The organism is Flavobacterium aerium (assembly GCF_030766725.1).
GTDB lineage: Bacteria > Bacteroidota > Bacteroidia > Flavobacteriales > Flavobacteriaceae > Flavobacterium > Flavobacterium aerium.
This window is the reverse complement of record NZ_JARQWR010000005.1, coordinates 294,877-315,864: the sequence shown is the minus strand read 5'-3', so window position 1 is coordinate 315,864 and position 20,988 is coordinate 294,877. Positions and strand designations below refer to the sequence as shown.

The following is a 20,988-nucleotide window of genomic DNA, read 5'->3' as shown; positions in this document are numbered from 1 at the left end:
CAATTATACCCAAGGGAGTTATAATTATGTATTCAATTATACCGATCATTTAGGGAATGTACGATTGAGTTATGGCTTGGATTCGCAAACACACGTTCTTACCATACTGGAGGAAAACAATTATTACTCTTTTGGATTAAAGCATACCAATTATAATAATACGTTGATCCTGTGGCAAAGCAATGCCAACAATATGCCAGCATTGCTGCCGGTAGCTTTTAACAACCTCGTTCCTTCTCTATATAATTATAAATACAATGGCAAGGAGCTGCAAGACGAGCTGGGGCTTAACATTTATGACTATGGAGCACGTAATTATGATCCCGCAATTGGTCGATGGTTTAATATTGACCCAAAAAGCGAATTAATGCCAAATCAGTCTCCGTATAATTATGCTTTAAATAGCCCAATACTTTTTGTAGACCCTGACGGGGCACTACCGTGGCCGATACATATTCGCTCTTTCATATCAGCATCTTCGGTTGGTGGTGGAACTTTTAGAGGTGATGGAAGAGGTCCTTCAACGCAGAATTCACCATATGCAACTTCAAGAGTTGAAAGTAGGTTTACTGTTGACCCTGCTAAGGGAAGAGTTAGTAATCCAGTTTCCAGAAGTGACGCAACTCTTTTTTATGGAGCTGGAAATCCAGCAAATGGACCTTATATCCCGCCAATGGTCGAAACTCCGCAACCGACATCTTCAATAAAAAATATAAGTAAAGCGAATAATGCTTTGTCATTAGATTTTGCGCATTCAGCAAAAGACCCTATCACTCCTGGAGTTGTTACCCCTGATTTAGATGTGCAAGGAAGTTTAGATATCATTGAAAATTTAGAAGGTGGAATGTTGAGTGTTACAGGTAGATTTACAGGTGATGCTTTCCCAAGTACAGAAGCATTCATTACAGACCAATCAGGTAAGACAAATTTGTTACTGGGAGCGCATAAGGAAGAAGGTGGCTTGCCAAATCTTTTCGGTGAAAATAAGCGACCTACATTTACTGTAAATATGATTATCAATATCGATAAGAGTGGTAATTTTACAGGAGTTTCTCAAGGTGATAAAAACTATACAGTTGACGAATGGAATAATCAAGTAAAAAAATCGTTTTAATGAAAACAAAAATTATAATAATTTTGCTATTCTTAGCATGTTCAATAAGTTGCTCTAAAAAAGAAAATTCAGTTTATATACTACCTGAAAATTACAAGGGTTACATAATTGTGGTTTATAACCAAAAAAATGGTACACCAACGTTATACGAAAACGATAAAAGAATTTATCGTATACCACCTTCTGGAATATTAAAAACTCAATTCGATGCTGATTATGGGTGGTCTGAATTTCCCGAATTCTATTACGAGAAAATATCATCGAATAACAAATTACCTTTAAAATTTGATTTTAAAGAAGTACCTAATGACAGTACAGTATGTTTTGGGGGTACTACTGGTACTGTCAATAAAAATCTTGAAGGAACTGAAACTATAAAATTTACTAATTATTATATAGGAAATAAAAAAGAAATTGAGAATGCAATAAAAGCTGCAGATAGTATTGACTATAATAAACTTGGAAAATAAATCGTTAATGTTCCATAGTTGTGATTTAAATTTATATGGTAGTGTATCACATTAGCTGTTTTTACATATTAGCTATTTAACTAACTGAAAGAGAATATAAATTTGTAATTTTTGAATAGTAAAAGAGACGACCACCAGGTCGTCTCTTCTGTTTTTAATATTTTAAAAAGCCTTAAAATGCTTTTGTTGTACCTTAGTGTATCAAATTAGGTCATGAAAATAAAATGTAATTTTTGCAAATGGAAACCAAATTGGATATCTTTATACGGACGATGGAACTAAAATCCAAAAGGTCGTAACCGAAAATGGTATACTGGCAAAAACGGATTATTCTCAGGGATTTCAGTATTACAACAATACCTTGAAATTCTTCCCGCATGCGGAGGGTTATGTCAATTATACCCAAGGGAGTTATAATTATGTATTCAATTATACCGATCATTTAGGGAATGTACGATTGAGTTATGGCTTGGATTCGCAAACACACGTTCTTACCATACTGGAGGAAAACAATTATTATCCTTTTGGATTAAAGCATACCAATTATAATAATACGTTGATCCTGTGGCAAAACAATGCCAACAATATGCCGGCATTGCTTCCGGTCGCCTTTAATAGCCTCGTTCCTTCTCTATATAATTACAAATACAATGGGAAAGAGTTACAAAATGAATTAGGGCTTGGGGTATATGACTATGGAGCACGCAATTATGACCCTGCTTTAGGACGTTGGATGAACATTGACCCACTGGCCGAGAAAATGAGACGATATAGTCCTTATAATTATGTATTTAATAATCCTATGAGGTTTACTGATCCTGATGGAATGTTACCAGAAGATATAATTTTCTTGATTAGAAATGATGACGGCTCTGTAAAAGAGCAATTTAAATATAGAAATGGTAATTTTTATCATGAAAATGGTAAAAGGTATAATCCTGGAAAAGAAGGCATAAGTAAGACAATGTATAACGTATTAGCTTCTTACAGGACAATTATGAAATCAAATGACAGAACATTAAAATCTCAATTACATAAATTAGAGACAAGTAATCAGAAGCATTATATCGAAAGAAGCCCAAATGGAGAAAATGCTGTAAGTACTTTAGATAGAGATAATTCTTATTTTGGAAAACCTGCAAGTACACAAACAGAATTTGATTTCGATGCAGAAACTGGTAAAGACGTTTTTCAAACTGTTGTTCATGAAATGAGACATCAATTTGATCATGACATAGGGAACATGCAAGATAATGCAAGAGGTAATGATGAAAATGATCCCGCAGAAATAAGAGCCGTTTATAATGAAAATAGAGCTAACGACATACTTGGTAAAAAACATAAAACTACATATGGTGGTAAAGAAATTGATCCAAATAAATTAAAAAACCCTCCAAATAATAAACAAATCAAAGATGTTAATAAATAAATTCAAAGTACTATTTTTTGTTTTATTACTTATTACAATTAGTTGTAAAAAAGAACTTTCTAATAACGAAAAATTTATTCAAAATCTATCAAATGATGTAAATTTTGAATTACCTATTGTCAATGAATCATTAATGATTTTCATAATGAAAAAAGACGTCATATATATAACTAGTTTGAGACAATTGTACTCAATCAAAAATAAAAGATACAAAAAGTTTAAAGACTTTGATAGTTTTCTTATTGATGCAATAAATAATGATTTACTATCAAAAGAGGAGCTTGAAAAGAATTCTATAGATTCTTTCAAGCTTAATAAAATAATAATGAATGAATTCAAACAAAAAGGGATTGTCTATTTAAAAGACTCTTATTGTGAAAGTTCTAATACAATAAGGAAATATTATTTAAAGAAAGATTTAGAACTTAACATTAAACAGAGTATTATGTATCTTTTTTTTAAAAACAATTATTATGTAATGCAAAATGATTATTCAGGAAATAATGTTTTAATTGATAAAAATTAACAATCCTTTTATTCAAAATTTAATTAGAATCTTTTAATAATATTGAACAACGATTGCTATTTTGTAAAATAGAATAAAAATTATTTTATCATTCTTTAATAAACATAAAAAATCGCTTCTTGATGAAGTGATTTTTTTATACTATCTCTAGTCAAATCTTATCATTTCGATCTACATAAGATCGGCAACTGAAGTTGGAGGAACACAAATTGGTTTAGGAGCAAAACAAATTGATGCATTTATTAGCGGAACTCCTTCTGAATTAGACAATAGAACTCTAGGATATGGAATGGTTTTAATGCATGAAATAAGACATACAGGTCCAGGAGGAAATGAAAGAGATTCTTCTGGCGACTATGTGACTAAAAATAATGCTTATCAATTATATAAAAAAAATGACTGGAATTTTAAAGAATAAATTGTTCATATTAATACTTGTTCTCAGGTGTAGACATGCCTAAATAAATAAATTATTATGCTAATAAACTGGTTACAAGATTGGTATCAGAGTCAGTGTGATTCTGATTGGGAACATGATTATGGAATTAGAATTGAAACTCTAGATAATCCTGGTTGGAGCATTGAAATTGATTTGACTAATACTACTGTTACAATGTACTCACAGAAATGGGAATTAATAGAAATTTCAAAAAATAGTTGGGTTGGGTATAAGATTGAAAATGATATATATTTTGCATCAGGAGATCCGAAAAAACTGGAATTAATGATTTTAATTTTCAAACAAATTGTTGAAAATAAAAAAATTGATAATTCATTTATTTTTAACAATATGAATTAACACATTATAATAATACTATTCCCAAATCAATGTGCTTTGACTTTATATGATAACTAAATTAATTCAATACTAAAAAAGATACCCAGGGTTAATATCAACGGCAAGTATAATAATATTTTGCCGTTTTTTATCACAATATCAGAAATCGTTTACTATGCATCTAGGCTACAATTATGATAGAAATTTTCCATACCTTAGGACTTACCCATCCAAAAGGAACTGGTGGAAATCAAGGAATTATGAATTACCCCCCAAAAGATGTTTCTCAAAAAGATATTAATCAAATTGCTAACGATAATTTTTTACCTAAAAAATAATGAAAACTTATAGTACAATTTTAATTATTTTATGTTTTTTCATAAATAGTTATTCTCAAGAAAAGAACGAATGTTCTATTATTAATGAAGATTTCGAATATTTCGAAATTACCATTTTCACAGATAATGTTGAACCTTTATTTTTTAATGTAATTGGAAAAAATATTAATTTTTCTAATTATTGCAACGAATCACTAAAAAAGTTTATTGATGATTTATATCATCATAATTATTTTGTTCCTTCATTTATAACAAATAGAGCCTATTATTTTAAAAATTGTAATTCTATAAAAATAGATTCAAAAGAAGACCTAATATTCATTGGGAAATTAAATGGAAGTATTAAAAAACTTTCAAAAAAAAATATCTTAGATTTTTATTTAAAAAGCGGAGAAAAAATATCAATTAAAGGAATTAAATTAAACGGTTCTTTTATTAAATATAATATAAAACTAACCACTATTGAAAACATTTCCTTTTATCCTAATGAAATCTATGAATGTAAGAATATAAAAGACTACATTGTCCCTTTTAAAATTGAGCATTTTTCAAAATTAAAAAACTGTCAAATAAAAAAGAAAATATAAATTCAATTAAAACCACTTCTTCATGAAGTGGTTTTTTTTAACCACATCAATTATTAGTTATAACTAAATTGAGTTATGGCTTGGATTCGCAAACACACGTTCTTACCATACTGGAGGAAAACAATTATTATCCTTTTGGATTAAAACATACCAATTATAATAATACGTTGATCCTGTGGCAAAGCAATGCCAATAATATGCCGGCATTGCTTCCGGTCGTCTTTAACAACCTCGTTCCTTCCCTATATAACTATAAATACAATGGAAAAGAGTTACAAGAAGAATTAGGACTTGGAGTGTATGATTATGGAGCGCGTAATTATGATCCTACTATTGGACGTTGGTGGCAACCTGATCCGTTGGCTAACCATCCAAAACAAGTTGGAATATCACCTTATGCATATGTAACAAATAATCCTATTCGGTTCACTGACCCAACAGGGATGATTTGGGAAGATCCTACCCAAGCAGATAGATTAAATAGATCTATTAATAATAGAATTGAAAGCACAGAAAAAAATAGTATAAAAATTCAGGCTCAAATTGATAAGGGAGGTTTAAGTGATAAAAAATTAGCTAAACTTGAAGGCAAACTTATGGAAAATAGTGAAAAAGTTAAATTATTAAATCAATCTCTGACTGATGTTGAAGCAATTGGAAATGCGGCAGAAACTTATAGACTTACAAGACCAAGTGCAAGTGATGGTACTCATGGAGTCGTTAAAGGAGCTGATGGTGTTGTCAAAATTGAAGGTAGTAATGCAGGACTTCATATTCACGAAATCCGTCACATAGGGCAGTCTATTGAAGCAGGGGGAGTTAATTTTAGTAAAAATGGCAGATTATTAAACTCCGCAACTACACTACAAGGAGGAAGAAATAATGAAGTAAACGCTTATCAAACGCAATACTCGTTTGATGGTTCATATCCTATAGGAGCAGGTTCTTTAAAAGATATAAATGAAAAATCACTAATGCAAATCAAAATAGAAAACGGAAAAAAAGTTTATGAAGATTTGGAAGAAAAGAAAAAAAAATGAGAAAATTATTATTAATACCATTATTCCTATCAATTAGTTGTGTTTCGATAAAAGATCAAAAAACACAAAATGAAGAGTTAACAGGAACCTATATTTTGAAAAGTAGTTCAAAATATCAAGCATTATCAGATAATAAAAACTATTCAAATTTAGAAATTAACAAAGATGGAACATATACTTTAAATAAAGCTATCGTAACGTTTTCCCCCGTAATAGAACAATGTAATTATGCTTCCAAAGGAACATGGTCGGTTATAGCGGAAAATATGATACAGATTACAAGCGAAGATTATTATACAAAGCAAAAGGGCTTTGAATATAAAATCAAAAAAGAAAATAAATTTTCACAAGATAGTTTGTATATCAAAATAATTTTCCCCGATGATTTCCATCCTGTAAAATTGGATTTTATTTTCAATCACAATAATAGTAAGGCTATTACAACTGACAAAACATATATCGTGTTATCCAAATCAAAGTATTTGTCGGATAGGAAATTCACAATGAACCAAATCAATTTTAATCTTAATGCTGATGTATCAGGGACAGAACTATACAAGAGTAGGATATTGTTTAAAATTTTTGAGGAACATATAGACACCGAAAAGTTTAACTTTTTTACTATTAGTTTACCTAATTTTGACAGATGTTTTTTTGAATTTGAGTCTTACAATCAAGAATTAATTTATGTCAAAAATAAGAATGAGTTATTATGGCAAGGAGAAATATGGAAACAATAATTTAAAAAACTAACAAAAACTCAAGCATACTTGGAATCAATATAAGCGGCAAGAATATCTTGCTATTTTTTATCACAATATGAGAAATCGTTAACTATGTACCTAGACAACAATTATGATAGAAATTTTCAAAGAAAAAGTAATAAAATTCATTGATTCATTTTATATTACTCAAGGAGTGAATAATAATGTTGACTTTGAATTAAAACTAAAAAAAGGAAAACATAGTGAAGCAGATTACATTTACGTATTAAAATACGTTATTGATTATATTATACAAGAAAATGCTATAATAATTCCAAATCAAACTATATCATTCAATTCATGGGTTCTTAAATTCGTTTATTCTAAAGATAATTTTTTAGAGATTCATGAATTGGACCCGACTAATTTAGTCGGATGTATTGAAGGTGCTGAATTCTCATTAGAAATACAAAAGAATCAAATTAAAGTTTGCGAAAAATATTCTTCAAAATTTGTTTTCCCAATAATTAATCAGAAAATTGTTATTTCAGATGGTGTTTTAGAAGGAAATCCAGTTGAAGCCATTCGGTATGAATCACCAAAACATATGTCAGGCTGGTGGATTACTACAGATTTATACAATGATGATATCAATTCTTTAAAGCAGATTGAATTACCCGAATTAAATTCTAAAAGACCCGATTTAATACAATATTTGGCATTAGACAATGGGTATAGATTCTTTATTGATAGAGATATCGAAGATGTCTGGCTTGATGAAACCATAGAATAATATAAATAGTTATCCATATTTATAACTCAACCACTTCATTCAGAAATGTTTTTTTTTAACCACATCAATTATTAGTTATAACTAAATTGAGTTATGGCTTGGATTCGCAAACACACGTTCTTACCATACTGGAGGAAAACAATTATTACCCTTTTGGATTAAAGCATACCAATTATAATAATACGTTGATCCTGTGGCAAAGTAATGCCAACAATATGCCGGCATTGCTTCCGGTCGCCTTTAACAACCTCGTTCCTTCTCTATATAATTATAAATACAATGGGAAAGAGTTACAGGAGGAATTAGGATTGAACCTGTACGATTATGGAGCGATGCTTTACGACCCAGCAACGGGCAGAAGAAACAATATTGACCCACTAGCGGAGAAAAGTAGAAGATTCAGCCCTTACACTTATGCTTTGAATAACCCTGTTTACTTTATTGATCCAGATGGAATGATGGCAGAAGATTGGCATCCAAATGAAAATGGTAATTTAGTTGCAGATTTTGGGGATAGTGCACAGACTTTAGCCGAACATCAAGGCATTTCAATAATGGAGGCACAAAAGCAACTTTATGATAATAATATAAATAATGTAAGTGCAGGAACTGAAATAAAAACTGGCTCAATAAATTTAAATACTGTTGAAGTTTCAGGTGAAAGTAAAAATAATATAATAACTACTGATGGTATAAGAATTTTTGGAAATGGCGGTGATGTTACAGCAGGAAGCGGTGTTTTAGCAAATGGAGATAGAGGGTCAGGTTCAATTCAAGCAGATAATGGAGATTATGGAACTCTCTTAGATTTTGGTAGTCAAATTATTGGTCCATCCATCGTTATGAATTTAAAAATTATAGATTTATTTACTCCTAATACTCCTTTCACTGGAGAAAATGTGTCAAGTGCTAGAGCTGGTTCTGTTCCAAAACAAAAAAATGTAAAAGATTCCGTTTTTGAACCAAAAGTAAATTATGTATTAACCAAATACCCAAGTGGGGCAACATCAATTAATAATCAACCAATATCAGAATCTCAAGCAAAAATAGATTCAACTTCAGAATCTCAAAGACATAATGGAAAAACTAAAGTAACAATAATAAGACCTAACTAAATGAAAAAATATATTATTATAGTAATTATTGTCATTATATACTCTTGTACTAAAAATGAAAAAGAAAATGAGGTAGAATATTATTCATCATCAAATATTAAGTCCCTAAAGAAATATAATAATAATGGTTATTTATCAAAACATATAATGTATTATGATACATTAAATAAATCAATATATAGAATTATTTTTAAAAAAAAACAATATGATAGCATAGTTTATTTCTATAAAAACAGAAAAATTTACAAAAAAGGATTACAAGATTTAAAGCAAAGGAAATTTGGAAATTGGTATAGATATACTAAAGAAGGCTATTTAAGTGAAATCAGGGAGTACTTTATTATTGAAAATAATTTTGTCCTAAATAGACAATGGTATATCGATAAAAAAGGAGATACATTATGGTATGCAAATAAGTTTAATAGATATAACCAAAAAGAATTTGCAAATGATACACTTGCTTTCAGAAATTCAAGTATGATCGATTTTAATTTTTTTTCAAAAGATACAATAAAAATTAATGATCCATTTGCTGCATCAGTCATATGTAATAGCCCATTATTAAGGAAATACAATTCACAAATCATAATGGTTTTGGCAAAAGAAAAAAATAATTTCAATTCTTCTTTTTCAAATATTAAAGAAGTAAAATTAGATACATTTTATAATTTAAATACGGATAAAGTAAATAGAATTGGTTTCCCTAAAGCTAATCCAAATTATGTTGTTGTTTTTGGGAGATGGTTTGATAAACCTGGAATAAAAAAATTAAGAGGCTATATGATAGAATCTTTTAAACGTGAGCCTACAAAGAGAGATAGTATTATTAATGGTGAAAGAAAGGTATATTTTGAAAAAACGATTTTTGTGAGAGATAGGTAATACTTCAGATGGGTAGTGTATCAGATTAGGTGTTTTTACATATTAGCCATTTAACTAACTGAAAGAGAATATAAATTTGTAATTTTTGAATAGTAAAAGAGACGACCAGGTGGTCGTCTCTTCTGTTTTTTAATATTTTAAAAAGCCTTAAAATGCTTTTGTTGTACCTTAGTGTATCAAATTAGGTCATGAAAATAAAATGTAATTTTTGCAATGGTAAATGCATAAAGAATGGATTTCAAACTAACGGAAATCAACGTTATAAATGTTGTGTTTGTCAAAAGAGACAACAGTCTGACTATGGCTATAATGCATACAAAAGGAATCTCAATCAAAAAATAATTTTGTTTACCAAAGAAGGTTTAGGGATAAGAAGTACTGCAAGATTATTAAGAATTTCAACTACAACATTATTGAAAAGAATTGTGTCAATTGCTCGAAAAATTCAACAACCGATTATCAGTAAAGGAAAAACCTATGAAGTAGATGAAATGTGCACTTATATCAATCAAAAAAGAAATAATGAAGAATAAATATATAATAGCAATTGTTGCAATACTGGGGTTAATAATCTTGTTCTTTTATTGCAAAGACCAAAAAGTACGTATCTTAGAAGAATACAGCCCATCAGGAAAACTGATAGGAACGAATGAATATATTATTAGTTGGGGCGATACCATTTTACAAGGAAAATTTATTCAATATAATGAAAAAGGAATCAAAATTTCAGAAGGACAATTTGTAAAAAATGAACCAAATGGGATATGTTCGTATTATTATGATAATGGCAAAATAGAATCAGTATTCTATAGAAAAAATAGTAAAGTTAATTTAGAATGTACCTATTACAATCAAAATGGTTTAATTGAAAAATATATCATGTGTGATAGTTTAGGAAGAACATCTTTTATCATTAAGTTTAATGACAAAATAGTAAAAAAATATGATGGCTATTCAATTTTACCAATTGGTCAATATAAACTTGATAATAAAAAGCAAACTGAAATAAAAACTGGAAATGTTTTAAAAGTGGGTGATGTTATAAAATATGATTATGTATTAGCCAATATCCCTTATGCCAAAAGAACCTTTAAAATAGAAGCTGAAGGGATTGATAATTCAAAAGTAAAACGAACTATTACTAAAGAAGCACCAACAAGAATAATTGTTGAAGAAGTATTAACTAAAAAAGGTCTTAATAGAATCAAAGCTATTACACAATATACATTTGAAGATAAAGTTACGCCTGTAAAGAATGATACAGTTTCTTTCGATGTTAATGTAAAATAAAAAATGATAGTAGTCTCAAAATTTGAAAAACTTTACCTTTTTAGGAAGGTTCTTATGCCAATTATTTGCATTGGGTTAGCTATGTTGCTTTTAGATGTCAAGATTTATTATAAAAAAGATGCAGATGTTAGTAATCCTATTGTTTTTCTTTTAATACTTGGTTGTATAGTTTTTTTTTACAATTTAAATACAATTTATAAGCTAATAATTGAAGAAAAAACAATTACAAAAATAAATTTCCTAACACGAAAAATAAAAAGCATTTCTTATGAATCTATCAAAAGTTCAGAAAAAGAATTCGTTAAGGGTTCTTATAGTACTGAGGTTGGTCAAATCACGCCTGGCTATTATAGACATGTATATAACTTAGAAAATGACAGAAAATTGATTGTATCTCCATTGTATTTTAAAAATTATAATCAATTAATTACAGAAATAAATCTCAATGTTGGTTCCGAAATTCTGAAACGTAAAACCAATGCATAACGAATTAGGATCACCAACTATTCCTGAATCACAATAAATCAAACCTAACATACGGATGACATAATCTGGGTGTTAGGTTTTTTTGTTTTTCTAGTAATAGTAAAAAGCTATTTATAGTCAAATCTAATTTCTTTAATCGGTAGTGTATCAGATTAGGTGTTTTTACATATTAGCAATTTAACTAACTGAAAGAGAATATAAATTTGTAATTTTTGAATAGTAAAAGAGACGACCACCTGGTCGTCTCTTCTGTTTTTAATATTTTAAAAAGCCTTAAAATGCTTTTGTTGTACCTTAGTGTATCAAATTAGGTCATGAAAATAAAATGTAATTTTTGCAATGGTAAATGCATAAAGAATGGATTTCAAACTAACGGAAATCAACGTTATAAATGTTGTGTTTGTCAAAAGAGACAACAGTCTGACTATGGCTATAATGCATACAAAAGGAATCTCAATCAAAAAATAATTTTGTTTACCAAAGAAGGTTTAGGGATAAGAAGTACTGCAAGATTATTAAGAATTTCAACTACAACATTATTGAAAAGAATTGTGTCAATTGCTCGAAAAATTCAACAACCGATTATCAGTAAAGGAAAAACCTATGAAGTAGATGAAATGTGCACTTATATCAAACAAAAAAGGAATAATGAAAAAAATATATATAATAATAATTACTGCACTACTTGGTCTGATAGTTTTGTTTTTTTATTTTAAAAATGAAAAAGTATGTACTTTTAAAGAATGTAGCTCTTCAGGAAAATTAATAGGTACAAACGAATACGTCATTAGAAATATAAAAGGATTGTTGTAGACAATACAATCCAAAATATCCATTAAAATGAAAATAAATAAAATTCTACCTTTTCTTCTATTAAATATTTGCTTAATGAACTGTCAAAACAATAATTCAGAAATTTACACTGAACTAGAAAAATTTGACAATTCTTTAGATTCCTTAATTACTCAAAAAACATATAATAAAATTCCAATTTTAGTTTTTCAAGCAGACACGCTGAAAAATAACCCCAAAGAAATTTTGGAAACTTGCTTCTTAATGACAAGCGATAAAGATTCTATAAAGATTGATGCAAATTGCCATATTTTTAAGTTTGCAAAGAATGAATTACTCATAAATGAAAGTGAAGACCAAATAGGAAATAAATTTGTCCAAAAATACATTTACTTCAATAACAAAATCGATAACGAATTATTAGATCGATTAAGGAGCAAAATATCTGATACAGTTTATATTGGACATTTAAAAAAATATGACAGCAAGGGTAATTTAGTAAAAATGGTGAGAACAAATGAATGGAAAAACATACAAAAAGACGGCTCAATAATTATAAACGACAACAGACTACTTGAAGTTTATTTTAAAAAAAAAGATGGGAACATAATTGCATTTAGAAAAGAATATTTTAATAAAAAGTATACTATAGATAGTTTAAAAAATATAAAGACAGAAGAGTTTGTAGCGACTAATTTGTGGAACAATGATAAAAAAGAATATTCATACAAATTCGACAAATATGGCAATTGGATTGAAAAAAAGAAATTGAATAACAAATACCCTGAAGTCTACTATAGAACATATAAATATTAAAAGTAATGCCTACAACAAGGGTTTTGCGTGAGACGGGATTAAGTTCAAAACTGAAGATTTATGCTATGAAATCCACCCGAATGCAATGCCCCAAAACATTAACAGAAAGGTTACCTAAACCATCATCGCAATAATGAAATAACTACCAGTACAAACAAAATGAAAAAGAGCTACAACAGACCAAATACATACAGTTTTTGACTTTTTAAATCAAGTAAAAAATCAATTCCAAATAATCTAGTAAATGAATAATATCTCTATAAACTATGAATCATTAAAATTAAGCGTTAATAAAATGCTCTTTATTTAAATGAATTAAAAAAAGGATTACCGAATAATAATACAATCATTGATATATTTCCTTATATAGATACTCCTTTTGCATTATATAAAGCAATTGGAACTGGATTTGACATTATCCAAATAAAAAAAACTACTGACTCAGATGTCATTTCTAATAAACACTCTTGTTTTTCTTCTGATACAGGATTAATCATTTTTATTTCTGAAGACATATTAATTGAGTTCTTAAAGAATTATAGTTATGAAAAATTAGTTGACTCAGAAGATGAATTGATTAACTATAATTACTGGAAAAAAATTACCTCTTTATTTGATTATAAAGATACCGCTCTAGTATTATCATATTTAAATCCTGATAATGAATTTGATGGTAGTGGAACATATAAACTCTAATAATATATTCATTGACAACGAAAGCCAAATTCTGTAAAATAAATCACCACTATCTACTTGCATAATCCTCTGATTTGAGTATATTTAGGATTGAAAAGTATTTTTAGGGTACTCTATGAGAATACTTTTCTTTATTAAACAGAAAAAAATATGACATACGATAAAATCGATAGGCATACTGGAAATAAATTCCCGAAAAATTTATCCTTTGCCAATGGAGGCACGCACATTGGGATATTTCTGGCTTGGATAATCAATAATGATTTACTTAATGAAATGCATTTAGAAAATTCCAAAGAAGCCGTGAATAAGGTGAAAAGCAAAATCATTACTGGAAGAGATTTTTTAATCCGACAATGTGAGAGTAAATTTTCGTCTGAAGACTTAAATGAAATGGGAAATAAGTTTGCCACATTTTATTATGCAGATCAAAGTGGCTATGGAAAATATATTGATGATTATGCTGATATTTTCAGCCAATATGAATCACTCTATCATGTGGAGGATAATTGGAAAAACTATGGCTTAATGGCTACCATCATCACACGTGATTTCCTACATTGGAAAAAGAATAAGTTATCCTAGAAAACCAACTCTACTACCTCATCAAAAACAACAAAGGCTCCGATAATCTCGGAGCCTTTGTTTAGTATTTATATTTTCATTAACCATGAATGGTTTCACCTTTTCCATATTTTGCAATGACAGAAGCCTCATACTCCAACCATTCTTTCCAACGTTCGTTTACATCGATTCCTACACCATACTTACGGGCATATCCAATAAACGTGGTGTAATGTCCCGCTTCACTCTCCATTAAATCACGGTAGAATTTGGCCAACTCTTCATCTTGAATATTCTCTGATAATACTTTAAAACGCTCACAACTTCTCGCCTCAATCATTGCCGAAAACAACAAACGCTCAACCAAAGCGGTTACTCTGCTCCCATCCTTCTTCATGAACTGGAATAAATCGTTTACATATTCATCTCTGCGCTCTCGTCCTAGTTGTAATCCACGCTGTTTGATGATATTGTGTACTTGCTCAAAATGATCAATTTCTTCCTTTGCCAAAGCCAACAAATCGGTTACCAAATCCTGATGTTCTGAATTATTGGTAATAATAGTAATGGCATTGGTCGCAGCCTTTTGCTCACACCAAGCATGATCCGTTAGAATTTCTTCAATATTCTTTTCTACAATATTTACCCATCTTGGATCGGTAGGCAGTTTTAAATTCAGCATTTTTTGATTCTTTTTGTAGTGTTATCAATACTAACCAAAGGTATAAAAAATATCATTTGCTATGTAGGTTTCTCCTAACCTCATAATAAAACCCTAAAATAGTTCTCATAAAAAAAACCTGCTCCAATGATAAGAGCAGGTTTTATATTTTGAATAAAATAGAATATTAATCGATGTGTTTCGGTGTAAATCCATCATCACTTAATTCTTGATGATCATATTCTTCAACCATTAACTCTTCAACCGATTTTTCATTTTTGTTTTTATTGAAACGGGCAATTAAACTATCAAAAATAGCGTATACTACTGGTACAATAATTAAGGTTAGGAATAATGAACTAATCAATCCTCCAATAATTACCCAAGCCAATCCATTATTCATCTCTGCAGCAGCTCCAGAAGCCAATGCAATCGGCACCATACCGAATACCATCGCAATCGTGGTCATCAAGATAGGACGTAAACGGGCATGGTTGGCTTGAATTAAGGCATTGTAAGTGCTTTCTCCTTCGGCCTTACGATGGTTCGCAAAATCGACCAGTAAGATTGCATTCTTACATACCAATCCAATTAACATAATCACCCCGAGGATTGTAAAGATATTCAAAGAGTTGTTTGTCAACGCTAACGCTAGTAAAGCTCCAATGAATGATAATGGAATAGAGAACAATACGACAAATGGATACACAAAACTGTTGTATAAAGCCACCATAACCAAGTATACTAATATAATTGCGGCCAATAAAGCGATTCCTAAAGTACCAAACCCTTCTGCTTGATTTTCCATATCTCCACCCCAAACATAAGCCACTCCGGTTGGTCTTTTCATTTTAGAGAAAACAGCTTCCCATTCGTTCGCTACATCTCCAGAAGGCCTACCAATCGTTTGTGCTTGTACAGTTACCGAAGCACTCTTATCACGACGTTCTAATAAACTTGGTCCTGAACTTTCTTTAATTGTTGCAAACTGTGATAACTTGATTTGTTGTCCCATATCATTAATGAATACTAAATCACTTACATCATTCACATTCGAACGGTCGTATTCATTAAAACGAATATTAATGTCATACTCATATTCTCCTGCTCTGAATTTACCATCTGTATTACCATTAAATGCGGTTTGCATGGTTAAACCTACGGTTTGCAGATTCAATCCTAAAGCCGACATTTTATCACGGTCTACTTGCACAGTCACCTCAGGACTTCCTGATTCAGATGTTAATTTGATCTCCGTTGCTCCACTAATTTTAGCTAATTCTGCTGCTGCTTGGTTTGCAAACTGCATTGCACCCTCTAAACTTGGTCCTGTAACGGTTAAAGCAATTGGCGCATCATCTGCTCCACCCATAATACTTACCGGAACCGTTTTTACTTTTACACCAACCAATATTTTTTCCAGCTCACGCTTCATTTTGGCAGCATAAATATAAGTTCCATCTTCACGTAAGGATTTATCAATCAGCTTCACGTCAATTTCCGCTTTGTAAGCTGTAGATTGTGTAGCTCCCATTCCTTCACTCGTTTGTCCTACTGTTGTAACAATCTCTTCAATTTCTTTCTTATCTCTCAAATAATCTTCTGCTTTCTGTGCTACAAGATTTGATTGTTCAATAGAAGCATCTTTTGGTAATTCCATTTGAACTAAGAATTGCCCTCTATCAATTTTCGGGAAGAACTCCCCTCCAATGAATCCTGCTCCTACTAAGGATATCGAACTAAAGAATAGAATTACAACAATTAATAACGTTGATTTTTTGTATTTCAAAGACCATTTTAAAATGTCTGTTACTTTGTGTGTGAAAACATCCAATCCTCTTTCGAAAGCTAAAATCATTCTTCCAAATATGCTTTTCCCTGTAATATGCTCTAGTTTTCCATAACGGGATGAAAGCCAAGGTACAATCGTAAAAGAAGACAATAAGGATAATAAAGTAGCTATAATTACTGTGACACAGAATTGTGAGATAATATTGGCAACTAATCCTGTACTCATTGCAATAGGAAGGAATACTACCACAATTACTAAGGTAATCGCTGTTACAGTAAATCCAATTTCCGCCGTACCATCAAATGCAGCACGCACTTTGTTTTTCCCCATCTCCATATGACGGTAGATGTTCTCCAAAACCACAATCGCATCATCCACCAAGATTCCTACTACTAATGAAAGTCCTAGCAAACTCATTAAGTTTAAAGTATATCCCATCAGATACATTCCAATGAATGTGGCAATTAATGATGCTGGAATCGATACCATTACAATAAATGCATTACGAATACTGTGCAAGAAGAATAACATTACAAAAGCTACCAGAAATACCGCAATGAATAAATCATGAATTACAGAATCTGCTGCTGCTAATGTAAATTCACTACTATCATTTGCAATCTGTAATTTTACAGTATTAGCGGCATAATCTTTTTCAATTTTTGCTACGGCTGCATAAATTTCTTCACTCACCGCTACAGCATTTGCATCCGTTTGTTTAATCACCTGCAATACAATCGCACTTTTCTGATTCACACGGGCAATTTTCTTTACCTCTTTTTGTGCATCCTGAACATCGGCAATTTCACCCAAACGGATTTGAATTCCATTTTTTGAAGAGATTACCAAATTACGCAACTCTTCAACATTTTTATATTTACCGGATAAACGAACCAACATCGATTTTTCTCTTGTTTGGATATTCCCCGTTGGGAAATCCAAGTTAGAAGTCAAAATCATTTGTTGTACCTGTGGTACAGATAATCCGTATCCTTTTAATTTCTCCTGATCTAAACTTACCTGAATCTCACGTTCCTCACCCCCTACTAAGTTTACCTGAGCAACTCCTTTTACACGGGAAAGTATGGGTTGGATTTTTTTGTCCAATAGGTCATAGAAAGCAACATCATCCATCTTCGCCGTAGCTCCAATAGTCATTACGGGTAAATCACTCAAAGAGAATTTACTCAAAGAAGGTGGATCTACATCGTCTGGTAAATCCTTTTCAATGGCATTGATTTTACGTTGCGCATCATTCAAAGAATAATCGGCATCAGCTTCTGGTTCTAACGTCACCATTACAACCGATAAACTCTCATACGATTTGGATTCTACTTTTTTTACATTCTCCAAAGAAGAAACGGCATCCTCCACTTTCTTTGTAACCGTATTCTCTACCTCTCCCGGAGATGCTCCTGGATATACTGTAGAAATTGTTACCACGTTAATTTCAAACTTCGGAATTAATTCATAACTCAGTTGATTGTAACTGAACAATCCTCCCAGTGTCAGAATAATAAACAACACAATCACTAAGGTTGGTCGTTTAATGGATATTTCTGCTATTTTCATTTAATATTTTTAGTTTAATGTTGATTTAGAACCGGATTTGACCTCCTATAAGGCATTTCCGGTTCTCTAGTCACCAACTATTTTATAGAATTTACTTTAGTACCGTCTACTAGGTTAATCTGACCGCTTGTTACAACCACTTCACCATCTTTCAAGCCATCCAATATCTCTACTTTATCTCCAAAAATACGTCCTGAAACTACTTTTGTTAAATGTGCTGTATCCTCACGTACTACAAAAATCTGATTACTGTTTACACTGCCTACGAAAGCATTTCTTGGAACTGTCATAATCGCTTTTTGTTTGTTTTCATCCGCTTTAAATATAGCCGTTCCGTACATTCCAGCTTTCAAATCATTATTGGCATTGTTTATAATCTCAATTTCAATTGGGAATTTCAAAGACTCATCTGCTTTTGGTGCAATGAAAGTTACCTTTCCAGAAAAATCTTTATCCGGATATACACTGGCTTTAACATCTACAACTTGACCTAATTTTAAGTTCGCAATCTGATTTTCATCTACTGTAACTTTCAATTTCAGTTTTGATACATTCACTAAATCAAATAATACGGTTCCCGGTGAAACTACAGATCCTGGCTCTATGTTACGCTTGTTTACAATACCATTGATTGATGATTTTATGGTAGCATCACCAAAACTGATGTTCGCTTGTTGTAATCTTGCTTTAGCATTTACTAAAGCTAATTTTGCCTGATCCAATTGTTGTTGCGTTACACCACCTGTTTTAAAAGCATTTTCGTAACGTTGACTATCAGTCAAAGCATTTTGATACGTCGCTTTTGCATTTTGTACTTCAACAGAAAGCTGATCTCCTTTTATAATGGCCAAAGTTTGTCCAATACGTACTGGGCTTCCTACATCTACTAACACTTTTGTTACTCTTCCAGAATTCTCTGCCGAAAAGCTTAATTCTTGGAATGGAGCAAAATTTCCATTGGCTACAAAATCCAAGGCTACCACTTCAATCTTTACCTTATCTGTTCGAACAGCAACCGATGTGTTTTTTTGTGATACAATTTCAGTTTCTGCCTCGTTCTTCTTTTTATTGTTTGTTAAAACAAATCCGATTAAAGCTACACAAGCAATACCGATTACTATATATACTATTTTTTTCATTTTGGAGGGTTAATTTAAAAGTGTTTTTAATGCTCCTTGTGATTTAATCAAAAGGATTTCTGCCAGTCTATAATCTAATAATGCTGATGTGTAATTGTTTTGTGCTTCTACCAATGAATTTTCAGCATCCAGTAAATCTGTTAAAGAAGCTAATCCGTTGTAATAATTATTTTTGGTATTGTCTAATACTTCCTGAGCCAATTTTACATTCTCTTTTTGGTTCCCAATGGTAATCACACTATTATTAATTTGTGTTTTAGCATTCTCGAAATCTAAATCCAATGATAATTTTACATCTTCCATATCTGCTTCTAATTTTCGCAGATCAACATCGGCTTGTCTCACTTTAGCACGAGTTCCAAAACCAGTGAATATTGGTACATGTAGATTCAATCCTACAGAAGCAAAATCAGACCAGTTTACTCCTTGTGCAGAACTTCCGCCCAAAGGAAACTTATCGCCTAATCCTTGATAGTTATAGTTAGCCGATAATGATAAGGTTGGATAATACCCCGCCTCTACCGCTTTCTTTTGGTATGTCAGTAATTGTTCTTGTTTTTTCAACAATTGATACTCTGTACGTTGCGTCACATCTGGTGATTCACCCAATAAATGTGGAGATACTTCAAAAGCTGTTTGTGGAATTTCAATCTTTGTTTCAATCGGCATACCCATATAGAATTTCAAAGAATTTTCCTGTAATTGCACGGCATTAATCAATTGTTGACGTTGTGTATCAATATTGTATAATTTCACCATAATACGGTCCAAATCAATTTTCTTTGCCAAACCGTTTGCATATTGTCCTTTTATAATGTCTTTTACTTTTGTTGTATTGACATAATTACTGTCTACTACAGCTAATTTTTGGCGTTGCACGAAAACATTGTAATAGTTATTCGCTACACGTTCAATCACCTGTTCTTCGGTCAATTGCGAATTCACCTGATAGTATTCACGTGTTGTTTTTGCAGCTTTTAATCCCGTAAAAATGGATTGATCAAAAAGATTTTGGGATAAGGTAACACCACCATTGGCATTCCACTTTTGACCAAAAGGAACCAGAATCGTTGTACCGGGCTGTCCAAAGAATTCCCCAGGTAAAGCACTTTGTTGGAGTACCACATTATTGACTAACGATCCCGTTAAGGCAATTTGAGGTAAAGCACGTGCTCGAACTTCCTGAATCTGATACTGACTATTTTCTACTTGAAGGTAGGCCTTTTTGGCATCCGCTTTATTTTTCAAAGCGTAGTTTAAGGCATCTTTTAAGGTCAAAGGATTATTCTGAGCTTGAAGACTTCCTGAAGAAAAGAGGACTACAACACAATGTATTGCAATCACTTTAACTATTATTAAGTTATTAATAATCTTCATTTTATACTTATTTATTATTGGGTTGAG

The 20,988-nt window shown here is 31.0% G+C and carries 20 protein-coding genes and 3 pseudogenes; 18 read left to right on the top strand and 5 right to left on the bottom strand.

The annotated features are described in order from the left end of the window. The 17 genes and pseudogenes from P6733_RS09225 to P6733_RS09145 form a co-directional block, all read left to right on the top strand. Positions 1-1,114: RHS repeat domain-containing protein (locus P6733_RS09225; protein ID WP_306352569.1), on the top strand; the 1,114-nt coding region annotated here is incomplete at its 5' end. Then, positions 1,114-1,584 (top strand): DUF6843 domain-containing protein, encoded by a 471-nt coding sequence (locus P6733_RS09220; RefSeq protein ID WP_306352568.1) that lies wholly within the window; start codon positions 1,114-1,116, stop codon positions 1,582-1,584. The genes P6733_RS09225 and P6733_RS09220, both read left to right, overlap by 1 nt. A gap of 361 nt (positions 1,585-1,945) precedes the next feature. After that, positions 1,946-3,013, top strand: coding sequence for an RHS repeat domain-containing protein (locus P6733_RS09215; RefSeq protein ID WP_306352567.1), 1,068 nt, complete (start codon positions 1,946-1,948; stop codon positions 3,011-3,013). Continuing rightward, positions 3,000-3,539 carry a hypothetical protein gene (locus P6733_RS09210; protein WP_306352566.1) on the top strand — a complete coding sequence of 180 codons (540 nt, stop codon included), beginning with the start codon at positions 3,000-3,002 and terminating at the stop codon, positions 3,537-3,539. Before P6733_RS09215 ends, P6733_RS09210 begins: the two co-directional genes overlap by 14 nt. A 475-nt stretch (positions 3,540-4,014) precedes the next feature. Beyond that, positions 4,015-4,338 (top strand): immunity 53 family protein, encoded by a 324-nt coding sequence (locus tag P6733_RS09205; protein WP_306352565.1) that lies wholly within the window; start codon positions 4,015-4,017, stop codon positions 4,336-4,338. A 173-nt stretch (positions 4,339-4,511) separates the two neighbouring features. After that, entirely contained in the window at positions 4,512-4,655 is a 144-nt protein-coding gene (locus P6733_RS09200; protein ID WP_306352564.1) for a hypothetical protein, read from the top strand. Beyond that, positions 4,655-5,242, top strand: a complete 588-nt coding sequence (locus P6733_RS09195) for a hypothetical protein (protein WP_306352563.1) — start codon at positions 4,655-4,657, stop codon at positions 5,240-5,242. The genes P6733_RS09200 and P6733_RS09195 overlap by 1 nt, the downstream gene beginning before the upstream one ends. Positions 5,243-5,487: 245 nt before the next feature. After that, positions 5,488-5,688, top strand: a pseudogene (locus P6733_RS17990) (RHS repeat-associated core domain-containing protein); the annotation flags it as partial. A 590-nt stretch (positions 5,689-6,278) separates the two neighbouring features. Continuing rightward, the gene (locus tag P6733_RS09185) at positions 6,279-7,022 is read left to right on the top strand and encodes a hypothetical protein (RefSeq protein WP_306352562.1); all 744 of its coding nucleotides are present in this window, start codon (positions 6,279-6,281) and stop codon (positions 7,020-7,022) included. A 115-nt stretch (positions 7,023-7,137) separates the two neighbouring features. After that, on the top strand, positions 7,138-7,779 hold the full coding sequence (locus tag P6733_RS09180) for an immunity protein Imm33 domain-containing protein (RefSeq protein WP_306352561.1): 642 nt from the start codon (positions 7,138-7,140) through the stop codon (positions 7,777-7,779). 98 nt (positions 7,780-7,877) lie between these two features. After that, positions 7,878-8,894, top strand: a complete 1,017-nt coding sequence (locus P6733_RS17985) for an RHS repeat-associated core domain-containing protein (RefSeq protein WP_372339297.1) — start codon at positions 7,878-7,880, stop codon at positions 8,892-8,894. Further along, the gene (locus P6733_RS09170) at positions 8,895-9,776 is read left to right on the top strand and encodes a hypothetical protein (RefSeq protein WP_306352560.1); all 882 of its coding nucleotides are present in this window, start codon (positions 8,895-8,897) and stop codon (positions 9,774-9,776) included. Between the two features lie 188 nt (positions 9,777-9,964). Next, positions 9,965-10,297, top strand: a pseudogene (locus P6733_RS09165) (IS1-like element transposase); the annotation flags it as partial. A gap of 1 nt (position 10,298) precedes the next feature. Then, positions 10,299-11,066, top strand: a complete 768-nt coding sequence (locus tag P6733_RS09160) for a toxin-antitoxin system YwqK family antitoxin (RefSeq protein WP_306352558.1) — start codon at positions 10,299-10,301, stop codon at positions 11,064-11,066. Between the two features lie 3 nt (positions 11,067-11,069). Then, the gene (locus tag P6733_RS09155; RefSeq protein ID WP_306352557.1) at positions 11,070-11,552 is read left to right on the top strand and encodes a hypothetical protein; all 483 of its coding nucleotides are present in this window, start codon (positions 11,070-11,072) and stop codon (positions 11,550-11,552) included. A 314-nt stretch (positions 11,553-11,866) separates the two neighbouring features. Further along, positions 11,867-12,199, top strand: a pseudogene (locus tag P6733_RS09150) (IS1-like element transposase); the annotation flags it as partial. 193 nt (positions 12,200-12,392) lie between these two features. Further along, positions 12,393-13,160 (top strand): hypothetical protein, encoded by a 768-nt coding sequence (locus P6733_RS09145; RefSeq protein WP_306352555.1) that lies wholly within the window; start codon positions 12,393-12,395, stop codon positions 13,158-13,160. A gap of 362 nt (positions 13,161-13,522) precedes the next feature. On the opposite strand, the gene P6733_RS09140 is transcribed toward P6733_RS09145, so the two are convergent. Beyond that, positions 13,523-13,675: a hypothetical protein gene (locus tag P6733_RS09140; protein ID WP_306352554.1), complete on the bottom strand. Its 153-nt coding sequence runs from the start codon at positions 13,673-13,675 to the stop codon at positions 13,523-13,525. A 331-nt stretch (positions 13,676-14,006) separates the two neighbouring features. On the opposite strand from P6733_RS09140, the gene P6733_RS09135 reads away from it, so the two are divergent. Continuing rightward, on the top strand, positions 14,007-14,441 hold the full coding sequence (locus P6733_RS09135) for a DUF7832 domain-containing protein (protein WP_306352553.1): 435 nt from the start codon (positions 14,007-14,009) through the stop codon (positions 14,439-14,441). Positions 14,442-14,520: 79 nt separating this feature from the next. Here P6733_RS09135 and P6733_RS09130 read toward each other — a convergent pair whose 3' ends face one another. The 4 genes from P6733_RS09130 to P6733_RS09115 form a co-directional block, all read right to left on the bottom strand. Then, the gene (locus tag P6733_RS09130) at positions 14,521-15,102 is read right to left on the bottom strand and encodes a MiaE family protein (protein WP_306352552.1); all 582 of its coding nucleotides are present in this window, start codon (positions 15,100-15,102) and stop codon (positions 14,521-14,523) included. A 166-nt stretch (positions 15,103-15,268) separates the two neighbouring features. Continuing rightward, complete coding sequence (locus P6733_RS09125; RefSeq protein ID WP_306352551.1) at positions 15,269-18,445, bottom strand: efflux RND transporter permease subunit; 3,177 nt, start codon at positions 18,443-18,445, stop codon at positions 15,269-15,271. 77 nt (positions 18,446-18,522) lie between these two features. Further along, on the bottom strand, positions 18,523-19,584 hold the full coding sequence (locus tag P6733_RS09120; RefSeq protein WP_306352550.1) for an efflux RND transporter periplasmic adaptor subunit: 1,062 nt from the start codon (positions 19,582-19,584) through the stop codon (positions 18,523-18,525). A 9-nt stretch (positions 19,585-19,593) separates the two neighbouring features. Beyond that, entirely contained in the window at positions 19,594-20,961 is a 1,368-nt protein-coding gene (locus P6733_RS09115; protein WP_306352549.1) for a TolC family protein, read from the bottom strand. Positions 20,962-20,988: the final 27 nt, after the last annotated feature.